We start from the raw sequence: 13,218 nt of genomic DNA on the forward strand, positions 1-13,218 counted from the left end.
TAACACATTAAAATTTTTAGAGCAATTTACCAGTCAAGAACATTCCGGCAATTGTAAAGTAAATGATTAATCCTGTTACATCCACCAGCGTTGCTACAAACGGAGCAGAAGATGTTGCAGGATCCAGTTTCATTCTTTTCAAGACAAATGGGACCATAGATCCTGAAATAGTTCCCCAAAGTACGATCAGCATTAGAGAAACGCCAATACTCAATCCGATGAACATCCAATGTTCACCATAATTGAAAAATCCTATTTGTTGCCAAAATGCAATTCGCATAAACCCGATCATTCCGAGAACGCTTCCCAACAGAACGCCGGTGATGATTTCTTTTTTCATCACGTACCACCAATCTTTTAAACCGATTTCCTGTAAGGCCATTGCTCTAATGATAAGCGTCGCAGCCTGTGAACCCGTATTTCCGCCACTTGAAATAATCAATGGAACAAATAATGCCAAGACAACCGCTTTCTGGATTTCATCTTCGAAATGTCCCATTGCAGAAGCTGTCAACATCTCCGAAAAGAAAAGGACAATCAACCAAAACCCACGCTTCTTTACCATTTCAAAAATAGAAGTCTGCGTGTAAGGCATATCCAAAGCGTCCAAACCTCCAAATTTCTGGATGTCTTCCGTATTTTGTGATTCAATTTGATCTAAGATGTCATCAATAGTTACGATTCCAACCAAAACACCATTTTCTGTGATGATCGGCAATGCACTTCGGTCATATTTCTCAAAGTACGGAACTGCGTCTTCTTTGGAAGTTGTCGTGGTAATTGCCACAAAATGATCATCAGTCAGCTCAGAAATCAATTGATCTTCGTCAGCCAATAGAAGAGAGCCGATTGTAATGTCATCAATCAAAATATTCTTTTCATCAACGACATAAAGGAAGTTAAGCGTTTCAACTTTTTTCCCCACCTTTTTGATTTGTTGAAGACAACGTTTCACAGTCCATTCCTTACGGATTTGAACGTAATAAGGCGTCATCAAACGTGCAATAGAATCGGCTTCGTAACCCAAAAGTTTCAAAGCAACTCGTCTTTCTTGCGGATTCAAAAGGTTGATAGAAGACTTGATCAATTCATCCGGAAAATCCTCGAAAAGTTGAGTTCTGTCATCGGGTGACATTTCATTCAAGATGTCAGAAACCTCGTGGCTGGCAATGCTTCGAATCGTTTCTTCCTGAAAATCAGGGTCGAAGTGTGAGAAGACGTCTGCTTTTTCAGATTTCGGTAGTTTCAGAAATTGCAACAAGCGTTCCTTCACTGGCAATTTGCTCAGTGATTCGGCAACGTCGGCTGGATTTAATATGATTTCTGGATTCTCGATCTTCTAGGATTTTTGAATTGCAAAAGTATTAAAATCTGAAAGAAATCCTTTAGAAATAGATTAATATAATGTGAAATAAAATGATTTGATTATAATTTGTAAATTTGCGACAATGGATGACAAAAAGTTGTACATAATCGCAGGTTGCAATGGAGCAGGTAAAACTACCGCATCATTTACGATTTTACCTGAGATTTTGGATTGCAAAGAGTTTGTAAATGCTGATGAAATTGCAAAAGGGCTGTCTCCATTTCAACCAGAAAAAGTTTCTTTTGAAGCTGGTAGAATAATGTTGAATAGAATTAATGAATTGCTTTCTGAAGATGAAAATTTTGCCTTTGAAACTACTTTATCCACAAAGAGTTACAAAAGTAAAATCATTGAAGCGAGGGAAAAGGGCTATCGTGTAACATTATTATTCTTTTGGCTTCAAAATACTGAATTGGCTAAAGAGCGTGTGAAAATACGGGTTTCAGAAGGCGGACACAATATTTTACCCGAAGTAATCGAAAGAAGGTACATTAGAGGAATCAAAAATTTATTCGAAATTTATCTTCCAATTGTTGATGGTGCATTAATTTTTGACAATTCAGAAGGTCAGCATCAATTTTTAGCAGAGAAGCAAATTGATGGTTTATTAAATATTGTAAATCAAGAAAAGTTTAACCTTTTAAAAAATTACTATGACAACGATTGAAATTCAAATTGCCGAAAAAAATAAGATTTTAAAAGGACTCGAAAAAACCTACGAAAAACTCCTAGAATTCAAGAAATCAAAAAACAGCGAATTGGTTGTTTTGAGAGATAATAAAATTGTTAAAATAAAGCCTGAATAGATTTTATCTTTAATACCTCAACTCCTTATTCATTTTTCTAATCGCACCTTTGGTCCCGATAATCACAGAATTGGAAGCTGATCCCAATAATCTGCCGTTGCCTTTGTACGTGTCATAAGAAGTTTCCATTATGAAATGTCCTTTGGAATCATACAGCTTCATACTCACAATCACTTGATTTGAAAAGACATACTTTCCAAAACCAACTTTGAAATACTTCACTTTTGGAACCACGGCTACATCCGCATTGTTGTTTTCGCAGATTTCCTTGATGGTTTTTGTGTCCACATCATCGAATGACATTGGCGAATCTACCTGAAGATATTTTACATTTCCGAGCGATCTCATTTTGTCGGATGTTGCGCTGTAAAAAGCATTGTAAGTTGGCTCCTTGATTTCAGAAATGTCAGGAAAGACTTCTGGATTGAAATAGAGTATGGTTTTTATCTTCGAAACTTTGACGTCTTTATTTTTGTAATGCAAAGCGTCTCCGTAATTTGCGCAGGAAATCAGGAGAGTTGATACATAGAAAGTTAAGAAAAGAGGGAGTAGAGTTTTTTTCATTTGCTTGGTGCAAAATTACAATCAAATTTTTATATTACAATATAAATTTTAAGATTTTTTAACAAATTAAAATCACGCTAATTTTATGCCATTCAACAGATAATCATCACATTTTTATTACTTTTGTTTTTATGACTTCAACAGACAAAAGATTATATCTCATAGATGCTTACGCAATGATTTTCCGTGGCTTTCATGCAATGTATAAAAATCAAAGATTCACAACCTCGGGCATGGAAACAACGGCTATTTTTGGGTTTATGAATTCTTTAATTGAACTTATTAGAAAAGAAAAACCAACACATCTTGCTGTCGTTTTTGATGTGGGTCAGGCTAGCATTAGAACAAATGATTATGCAGAATATAAGGCTAACCGAAGCGAAACTCCAGAAGCTATCAGATTTGCTATTCCCTATATTTATCGAATTCTCGAAGCAATGCATATTCCCTATCTTGGTGTAGAAGGTTATGAAGCAGATGATGTAATTGGTACAATTGCATGTAAAGCTGAAAAAAAGGATTATAATATTTTTATGGTAACACCAGACAAAGATTTTGGACAACTTGTTACAGATAAAATTAAAATATACAAGCCGGGATACAAGGGTGGCGACATAGAAATCCTTGGGATTGAAGAAATTAATGCTAAGTATGAGATAGAAGACCCAAAACAAGTGATAGATTATTTGGCGATGATGGGAGACGCTTCTGACAACATTCCTGGTCTTGAAGGTGTTGGTGCAAAAACGGCAATGAAATTTCTAAAAGAATTTGGATCAATAGAAAATCTCTTGGAAAACACGCATACTCTAAAAGGAAAAATGAAGGAGAAGGTGGAAGCCAGCGCAGAACGTGGACTTCTATCCAAGAAATTGGCAACGATCATCTGTGATGCGCCTATCGAATTTATTGAAGAACAATATGATCTCGATATGCCTGATTTCGATAAAGTGAAAGAGATTTTTGATGAATTAGAATTCCGAAGATTATACGAAAATCTTTACCGCGCATTCTCAAACAAAGAATATGTGGAGGAATTGATGGAAGTTGAAAATCCTAATGATGGGAAAGTTGAAACTTCCAGCGCGCCAAACAAAAATGGAATGATGGATATGTTTGCCACGTTCGAACAGCTGGATCAGGCAACTACCACAAAATCAAACATCGAAGGCAACGACCATCTTTATCAACATATCAATGATCCAAAAGCGCAGAGAATTCTTTTAAGCAATCTCCTCAAGCAAAAAGCGGTTTGTTTTGATACGGAAACTACTTCGCTTAATGAACTGGAAGCAGAACTGATCGGGATGAGTTTTTCGTACAAAAAAGGCTTGGCTTATTATATTCCAATATCTGAAAATAGGGAAGAAGCCCAAGAAACCATTGAACTTTTTCGACCGTTTTTTGAAGCCGAAGATGTTTTGAAAATTGCTCACAATTTAAAGTACGATGCTAAAGTTCTTCAGAATTACAATATTGATGTTAAAGGCAAGATCTTTGACACGATGATCGCGCATTACCTTCTGAATCCCGACGGCCGTCACGGAATGGATTATCTATCGGAAATGTACCTAGATTACAAACCGGTTTCCATCGAATCACTCATCGGTAAAAAAGGAAAAAACCAATTGACACTTCGTGAAGTGGATATCGAAACGCAAACAGCTTATGCAGCGGAAGATGCGGATGTGACGTTTCAATTATATGAATTGTTTGCGCCACAATTGGCCAAAGAAAATCTGGAAGAATTGTTCTACAATGTCGAAATGCCGTTGATGCGCGTTCTTGCGAAGATTGAATTGACAGGTGTAAAATTAGATAACAATTGGTTGGCGCAAGAAAGTATTGATTTGGAAAATGATCTTCGCGTTTTAGAATCCAAAATTTTCGAATTGTCTGGAGAAAATTTCAATATGAATTCTCCGAAACAGCTGGGCGAAATTCTTTTTGATAAAATGCAATTGGATCCGAAAGCGAAAAAAACCAAAACTGGACAATACGCAACTTCGGAAGATGTCCTTCAAAAATTGTCTTCGAAACACGAGATCATTGCCTCGATTTTGGAATACAGAACTTTGCAGAAATTGAAATCAACTTATGTTGATGCGCTACCAAGTCAAATCGATAAAAAAGATGAACGTGTTCATACTACTTTTGCTCAAACAGTTGCAGCTACAGGACGTTTGGCAAGTGTGAATCCGAATCTTCAAAATATTCCGATCAGAACTTTAAGAGGACAACAAATTCGTGGTGCTTTTGTAGCTGACGAAGGAAAAAAGATCATCTCCGCCGATTATTCTCAAATTGAATTAAGACTAATTGCTGAGATTTCCGGCGAACAAAATATGATTGCTGCTTTCCAAAACAATGAGGATATTCACGTGTCCACAGCAGCGAAGTTGTTTGATATTCCGTTGGAAGAAGTGACCAAAACCCAAAGAGGTCAAGCGAAAACCGTGAATTTCGGGATCATTTATGGTCAAGGTGCTTTTGCCTTAGCCGAACAGACCGGACTTTCCAGAACCGAGGCGAAAAAGATGATCGATTCTTATTATGAATCTTATCCGCGTTTGAAAGAATATATGGCAGAGCAGGTCAAGAAAGCGCAGGATCAAGGTTATGTGCAGACGATTCTTGGAAGGAAACGCCATTTGAAAGATATCAATTCCAGTAATTTCGTGGTAAAAGCCCACGCCGAAAGAAACGCTGTAAATGCGCCAATCCAAGGAAGTGCCGCTGATATTATCAAATTGGCGATGATAAAAATCGATGAAGAATTAGAAGCTCAAAACCTTCAGACCAAAATGCTTTTGCAGGTTCACGATGAATTGCTTTTCGAAGCACCAATTGATGAAGTTGGCGTTGCAATGTCATTGATCAAAAAAGAAATGGAATCTGCCTTTGAGACGACAGTTCCTTTGCTAGTTGAAGTTGGTGTTGGGAATAATTGGCTGGAAGCGCATTAATTATAGTATATATTTTATCTTTAATTAAAAACAAACAAATATGAAAGCAGTAGTATTTTACGAGCACAACACCGAGAAATCTATGGATGAATTTATGGCCGTTTTTCCACGTCACGAAACGTTCGAAGCGGAGTTTTTGAAGTCCGGGAAGGTTTTGGGAACAGGCGCTTTTGCAAATCCTGGAGAAGGTGCAATGGCCATTTTTGTGGACAAAGAATCTGCAGAAGAGTTTGTAAACGGTGATCCATTTGTGCAAGAAGGTTTGATTGCAAAGGTGACCATCCGAGAATGGAATGATGAGTTAGCTTGATTCTGACCAATATCTCTGAAACTACCTTTATAAATCGGTAATAATTTTACTCTTATAGCATCATTTGTTATAAGAGTTTTTTTATTTCTAATGTAGAAGTTCTCTATAATTCATTCATCATAAAATAACAAGTTCAATATTTTTGTGATTTAAAAATCGGAAAGAAGAATTCTGGAATATGGATTTCACACGATTTTTAATTGTGGACTGACATTTTTTACTTTTTGTGTTAACATTTAGTAAAAAAAGCAAATGCTAAATGCGTGATTTATGACAAAAAACATACTTCGTTTCTTAAATTTTAAAAAATAAATCGGGAAAAATTAAAATTTTGTTATCATAATAATTAGTTAAAATAATCTCGTTTTTCGATCTTCATTTTAATTTATTAAATGTCTAAGCACTAACACATTCGCTTTGATATATCATCATTATCACGATAAGCTTATCATAAAACATACATCATTCTTATCATATAAAATCGATATGTAAAAGATTGATATATAGTACTTAATGAAAATTTTATTTTTTTTTCTCGATTCTATTTTTATATTTGTGATGTTACGTAAATGTTAACAATCAAATGAATCCAGAATTTATACATACCTATGTTTCTGTTGACTGTGTGGTTTTCGGTTTTGACTATGAAAATAGACTGAACATTTTGTTGGTACAGCGCCACGTGGAAAATATGCCGGTTGACAGTCAGAAAAAATTGCCAGGAAGTTTGATCTTTAGTGATGAAGATGTAGATGACGCAGCGAATAGAGTGATGTATGAACTGACTGGAATCAAAAAGATGGTTCTAAAACAATTCAAATGTTTCGCAGATCCTGCCCGCGCCAGCAATCAAAACGACATCAAATGGATGGGAACGGAGTACAAACATAATATTGACCGAATCATCACTGTAGCGTATCTCGCGCTCTGCAAAATAGACCACAAGATCAACAGTTCAAAATATGATACTGTAGATTGGCATCCGATAGACAAAGTTCCACAGTTGCCTTTTGATCACAACAAGATCATCAGCGAGTCTTTGATAGAAATCAGAAAATGGATGGAAACAGATTTCTCCATCATCTTTGAACTCTTGCCAAAGAAATTCACGATAAGAATGCTGTATCAGCTTTACAGCGCCGTGAGCGAAAAACAAATTGATATCAAGAATTTTCACAAGAAGATATCATCATTCAGTTACATCATTCAGTTGGAGGAGATCGAGCAAAATGTTTCCCATCGCGCTGCAAGATATTACAGGTTTGATCCTAAGATTTATAAAAAGACCCACAATAAATTAATTAAATAAGTTTCAAGAATTATGTATTTGTTAGGATATGATATCGGCAGTTCTTCTGTAAAAGTTTGTCTCATAGAGGCTTCCAGTGGGAAAATTGTAGCTTCTGATTTTTCACCGAAAAAAGAGATGAAAATAACCGCCATCAATCCAGGTTGGGCGGAGCAGAATCCTGCTGACTGGTGGACAAACCTAAAGTTGGCACATCAATCCGTAATGTCTCACGCCAATATAGGTGCAGAAGACATCAAGGGAATTGGGATCACTTGGCAAATGCACGGATTGATCTTGGTAGATAAAGACCAGAATCTGCTTCGCCCGTCCATCATCTGGTGCGACAGTCGCGCAGTTCCTTACGGTGAGAAGGCTTTCAAAGAAATTGGGGAAGAAAAATGTCTCTCTCATCTTTTGAATTCACCTGGAAATTTTACCGCTTCCAAATTAGCTTGGGTGAAGGAAAACGAGCCAGATATTTTTTCTAAGATTGATAAAATAATGTTGCCCGGAGATTACATCGCAATGAAACTTTCCGGCGAAATAGGAATTACAGTAGAAGGACTTTCCGAAGGAATTTTTTGGGATTTCAAAAACAATTGTATCTCAGAAGACGTCATCAACCATTACGGAATTCCGAAAAGCTTTTTCCCTGATATCGTTCCAACATTCGGCATACAATCTACAGTTTCCGCTTCTGCCGCAGAAGAATTGGGATTGAAAGTAGGAACACCGATTTCCTACAGAGCCGGCGATCAACCGAATAATGCTTTGTCGCTCAATGTTTTCAATCCGGGCGAAATAGCTTCTACAGCGGGAACTTCTGGCGTTGTTTACGGTGTTTTGGATCAGTTGGATTATGATAAATTATCCAGAGTCAACACATTTGCACACGTGAATCATACCGAGGAGCAAATGAGATTAGGCGTTTTGCTTTGCATCAATGGGACAGGAATTCTCAATTCTTGGTTGAAACACAACTTTGCCACTTCATTATCATCTTATGGCGATATGAATGAGCTTGCATCGCTTTCCCCAATTGGTTCCAAAGGTTTGAGCATTATTCCATTTGGAAATGGCGCAGAAAGGGTTTTGGAAAATAAAGATACAAGATGTTCAATCCACGGGATCAACTTTAATATTCATTCAAAAGGTGATGTTCTCCGCGCGGCGCAGGAAGCCATTGTTTTTTCTTATGAATACGGGATGAACATTATGAGAGATATGGGAATGGACATCAATGTCATCCGTGCAGGAAACGCGAATATGTTTTTAAGTTCCATCTTCCGCCAGTCATTGGCCAGTGTGAGCAATGCAACGATCGAGCTTTATGACACAGATGGTGCAGTTGGCGCGGCAAGAGCCGCAGGAATGGGAATCGGTTTTTATGAAAATTCCAAAGAAGCATTTTCTTCATTAGAAAAAATTGCAGTGATAGAACCAGAATCAGAGAAAAGAGAACAATACTTAGAAGCTTACGAGAGGTGGCAAGATCATCTTAAGGAAATTATTTAATCCAAAAAAAACATAACGAATTATATTCACTTACTGACACGAAAAAATCAGTGAGGAAGGGATTTTATATTCAAAATTAAAAGAGAATTAATCAAAAATAAATTAAATAAATATGAACATTTCAAAAGAAACAAAAGCATTTTTTCCAGGTGTTGAACAAATCAAATTTGAGGGTAGAGAGAGTAGAAATCCATTGGCATTTCGCTATTATGATGCAGACAGAACTGTGATGGGGAAACCAATGAAAGAATGGATGCGTTTTGCAATGGCCTGGTGGCATACCTTGTGTGCAGACGGGAGCGACCCATTTGGAGGACCAACGATCCACCACCCTTGGAGCCAAGGAACGGACGCCGTTTCCAGAGCTAAGTACAAGATGGATGCAGGATTTGAGTTTATGCAAAAAATGGGATTCGGATATTACTGTTTCCACGATATCGATCTTGTCGATCCAGCGGACAACTGGAAAGATTATGAGAAAAATCTACAAGCTGTTGTGGAATATGCCAAAGAAAAACAAGCAGAAACCGGAATCAAGCTTCTTTGGGGAACGGCCAATGTTTTCACACACGAGAGATATATGAACGGCGCTTCTACCAACCCAAACTTCGATGTTGTGGCTTGCGCAGGAACTCAGGTTAAAAATTCTATTGATGCCACAATTGCGCTTGGCGGTGAAAATTATGTTTTCTGGGGTGGAAGAGAAGGTTACATGAGTCTTCTTAATACTGATATGAAACGTGAGAAAGAACACCTTGCCCGTTTCCTTACAATGTCTCGCGACTATGCAAGAAGCCAAGGTTTCCAAGGAACTTTCCTCATCGAGCCAAAACCGATGGAGCCTACAAAACACCAGTATGACTACGATGCAGAAACCGTAATCGGATTTTTGAAGAGTCACGGGTTGGAAAATGATTTCAAGTTGAATCTTGAGGTAAATCACGCGACTTTGGCAGGTCACACTTTCGAGCACGAGCTTCAGGCGGCGGTAGACGCAGGAATGTTGGGAAGCATAGATGCGAACAGAGGCGATTATCAAAATGGTTGGGATACAGACCAGTTTCCAATCGATTATTTTGAACTAGCTCAGGCTTGGTTGGTGATTCTTCCAAGTGGTGGCTTGGGTTCTGGCGGGGTGAACTTCGATGCGAAGATCCGTCGTAACTCTACAGATGCAGACGACTTATTCATCGCTCACGTTGCTGGTATGGATGCTTTTGCAAAAGGACTTTTGGTAGCTGCTGACATTTTGGAAAATTCAGATTACAATAAACTGAGAACAGAAAGATATTCATCATTTGATAATGGTAATGGAAAAGCTTATGAAGAAGGCAGATTAACTTTGGAAGACTTACAAAAGATTGCACACGCATCCGGGGAACCAATCCCGAAAAGTGGCAAGCAGGAACTCTTTGAAGCACTTGTGAATATGCATATCTAAAAAATAATAAGAGCGTTGATTGATTTAATGTTAATGATATCGGCGCTTTTAGAAAAACCTAACTTAAAATCAATAAATTATTATGAATAGATTTAATTTTACCAAAAACAGAGCTGCAATATTTTTTGCGATGGCTTTGTTGCCAACTACATTGGCCTATTCTCAAAGTACAAATGATACCGTTGCAAATGAAAGTAAGATAGAGGAAGTTGTAGTCATTGGATATGGTACTCAAAGAAAAGAAGCTGTCACAGGTTCTGTGGTTTCTGTCGGCGGAGATGTGGTGAGAGAAGTACCTTCTGCCAACGTTTCTCAGGCATTGCAAGGTAGAGTTGCGGGAGTTGATATTTCTCAAAGTTCTTCCAAACCTGGAGCACAAACACAGATAAGAATACGTGGAGAGCGATCTTTAAGTGGAGGAAATAATCCATTAATTATTTTGGATGGAATTCCGTTTGCTGGATCTTTAACCGATATCAGCCCTAGCGATATCAAAAGTTTGGATATTCTTAAAGACGCATCTGCAACATCAATCTACGGATCTAGAGGAGCAAATGGTGTTATCATCATCACAACTACAAAAGGAACAAAAGGGCAAAAAGCAAAACTGACCTATAATACTTTCACAAGTGTCAATGAGGCTTTTGGGAGATATCCAATGATGGACGGGCCAAAATTTGGTGAATTGAGACGTTCTGCTAATTTATTTACTAATGGTGTAGATGAATCTTACGATAACAATACAGATTGGCAAAAGCAACTTTACCGTGGCGGATATACTACCAATCACGATATTGGAATCACAGGAGGTACGCAAGGTGGCGGTTATTTCTTTGGATTAGGATACTTCAAAGAGCAGGCATTACTACCAGGTCAAAGTTACGAGCGATATTCTCTAAGAGGTTCTGTAGATCAGGAGATTGGGATTTTTAAATTCGGAATTTCAACCAATTCTAACTATTCTGTGAATTTGGGAAACAATTTAGGTCTTTTCGGGGCACTATCATCCACTCCTTTACTTAGCGCAAATCCTGTAAATGCAGATGGAACACCAAAAGTAAGAGGAGGTGTAACTTTAGGTGGACAACAATGGTTATACACGAAAAATAACATCAATTCTCTAGGAGACAGATGGATTGATAAAGATGTAGCTTTCAGTTCTTATAATAACATTTATGGGGAAATGAGCATCCCTGGAATCAAAGGTTTGAAGTACAGAAGCAACATCGGTTTGAATGTTCGTTTTACCAATAACGGAGATTATAGAGGTCGAGGCGTTTTCAGTAATAGTCCAGATGAACTTTCATTCGCTAGCATTGCCAATTCTATGATGACGCATTGGGTATTTGAGAATTTGTTAACCTACGATAGAAATTTTGGAAAACACAAAGTTAATGTCGTTGGATTATATTCTACGGAGCAAAATGCTTATCACGGATCCAACATCTCTGCGAGAGATATTCCTTCTGATGCTTTCCAGTTTTACAATTTAGGTCACGCACCTCAGGATAAAATAGCTATCGATCCTAGATATCAAGGTTATGAGAAAACCGGTTTGCAATCTTTGATGGGACGTGCGATGTATTCCTACGATAACAAGTATATGATCTCAGCATCTGTACGTTCAGACGGTTCTTCCAGATTGGCACCAGGATACAAATGGCACACATATCCAGCGGTTTCTGTTGGTTGGAACGTTGCTAATGAATCATTTTTACAAGATTCCAAATTAATAAACCAATTGAAGCTACGTGCAGGTTACGGTGAAACTGCAAATCAGGCTATTGCGCCTTACTCAACTTTAGGATCTTTGCAAACACGTCCTTATAACTTTGCAGATACTTATGCAACGGGTGTTTATGTGAATTCTCTTCCAAACCCTAAATTGGGATGGGAGTTTTCCTCCACCTATAACTATGGTGTAGATTTCAAAATGTTTAATAACAGATTATCTGGTACATTTGAATATTATCTAACAAAAACCAAAGACGTTCTTTTCTATGTGCCACTTCAGCCAACATCTGGTGTTGATGGATATGCTTCTAACATTGCATCTATTGAAAACAAAGGTTTTGAGGTTTCTTTGAATGGACTTATTTTCGATAATCCAGACGGTTTTAGTTGGGAATTAGGAGGGAATATTAGTGTAAACAACAATATGATTACGTCTCTTGCTTCAGGATTTGACAGAGACGAGGGTAATATGTTCTTTGTTGGCCATTCAATCAATTCAATCTATGACTATCAGAATATTGGACTTTGGCAACAAGGAGATCCGTATCTTAATATTTTGGAGCCAGGAGGAAATGTCGGTATGATTAAAGTTCTTTACACTGGCGGATACAATGCGGATGGAACACCAGTAAGAGCAATTGGTCCTGCAGATAGACAAATACAGGATATGACTCCAGATTTTACAGGTGGTTTTACATCTAGAATGTATTACAAAAACTTCGACCTTTCAGTTGTTGGTGCTTTCAAAAGTGGAGGTCTTTTGATCAGTACACTTTATGGCACTAGTGGCTATCTTAATCAATTAAGTGGGCGTAACTCCAACGTAGATGTAGATTACTGGACAGAGGAAAACCCGAATGTGCGTTTTCCAAAACCCGGAGGTATGATGAGTGGCGATAATCCTAAGTATGGAAGCACGCTTGGTTATTTTGACGCTTCATATTTGAAAATCAGAACTATTTCTATAGGTTATACATTCAATAAAGATCAGATCGAAACTATTGGACTTAGCAACCTAAGACTGTACGCAACAGTTCAGAATCCATTTGTTTTATTTTCTCCGTATCATAAACAGTCAGGAATGGATCCAGAGACGAACTCATTTGCTAATGAAAATGCAGCGGTAACCAATTCTTTACCTACAAGGTTTCTTACAATTGGTACCAATACGCCAACTACACGCAATTATCTGTTAGGTCTTAGTGTAACTTTTTAAAATCAAACA

At 37.6% G+C, this 13,218-nt stretch carries 9 protein-coding genes; 7 read left to right on the forward strand and 2 right to left on the reverse strand.

The window, feature by feature from the left end; genetic code table 11:
* Nucleotides 1–16: 16 nt before the first annotated feature.
* On the reverse strand, nucleotides 17–1,336 hold the full coding sequence (mgtE, locus tag IO90_RS15260) for a magnesium transporter (protein ID WP_034968375.1): 1,320 nt from the start codon (nucleotides 1,334–1,336) through the stop codon (nucleotides 17–19).
* 112 nt (nucleotides 1,337–1,448) lie between these two features.
* Between mgtE and IO90_RS15265 the strand changes: the two genes are divergently transcribed.
* Nucleotides 1,449–2,033, forward strand: a complete 585-nt coding sequence (locus IO90_RS15265; protein WP_034968378.1) for a zeta toxin family protein — start codon at nucleotides 1,449–1,451, stop codon at nucleotides 2,031–2,033.
* A 148-nt stretch (nucleotides 2,034–2,181) separates the two neighbouring features.
* Here the strand turns inward: IO90_RS15265 and IO90_RS15270 are convergent, their stop codons facing one another.
* Nucleotides 2,182–2,736: a hypothetical protein gene (locus IO90_RS15270; RefSeq protein ID WP_034968381.1), complete on the reverse strand. Its 555-nt coding sequence runs from the start codon at nucleotides 2,734–2,736 to the stop codon at nucleotides 2,182–2,184.
* Nucleotides 2,737–2,867: 131 nt separating this feature from the next.
* Here IO90_RS15270 and polA point away from each other — a divergent pair, with 131 nt between their 5' ends.
* From polA to IO90_RS15300, 6 genes are all read left to right on the forward strand, one after another.
* Nucleotides 2,868–5,702, forward strand: coding sequence for a DNA polymerase I (gene polA / locus IO90_RS15275; RefSeq protein ID WP_034968384.1), 2,835 nt, complete (start codon nucleotides 2,868–2,870; stop codon nucleotides 5,700–5,702).
* A 40-nt stretch (nucleotides 5,703–5,742) separates the two neighbouring features.
* Nucleotides 5,743–6,012: a YciI family protein gene (locus tag IO90_RS15280; RefSeq protein WP_034968387.1), complete on the forward strand. Its 270-nt coding sequence runs from the start codon at nucleotides 5,743–5,745 to the stop codon at nucleotides 6,010–6,012.
* Between the two features lie 583 nt (nucleotides 6,013–6,595).
* Nucleotides 6,596–7,321, forward strand: coding sequence for an NUDIX hydrolase (locus IO90_RS15285; protein ID WP_034968390.1), 726 nt, complete (start codon nucleotides 6,596–6,598; stop codon nucleotides 7,319–7,321).
* Between the two features lie 12 nt (nucleotides 7,322–7,333).
* The gene (locus tag IO90_RS15290; RefSeq protein ID WP_034968393.1) at nucleotides 7,334–8,818 is read left to right on the forward strand and encodes a xylulokinase; all 1,485 of its coding nucleotides are present in this window, start codon (nucleotides 7,334–7,336) and stop codon (nucleotides 8,816–8,818) included.
* A gap of 112 nt (nucleotides 8,819–8,930) precedes the next feature.
* Entirely contained in the window at nucleotides 8,931–10,259 is a 1,329-nt protein-coding gene (gene xylA, locus IO90_RS15295; protein ID WP_034968396.1) for a xylose isomerase, read from the forward strand.
* 82 nt (nucleotides 10,260–10,341) lie between these two features.
* Nucleotides 10,342–13,209: a SusC/RagA family TonB-linked outer membrane protein gene (locus IO90_RS15300; RefSeq protein ID WP_034968399.1), complete on the forward strand. Its 2,868-nt coding sequence runs from the start codon at nucleotides 10,342–10,344 to the stop codon at nucleotides 13,207–13,209.
* Nucleotides 13,210–13,218: the final 9 nt, after the last annotated feature.

Source organism: Chryseobacterium sp. FH1 (genome assembly GCF_000735135.1).
GTDB lineage: Bacteria > Bacteroidota > Bacteroidia > Flavobacteriales > Weeksellaceae > Epilithonimonas.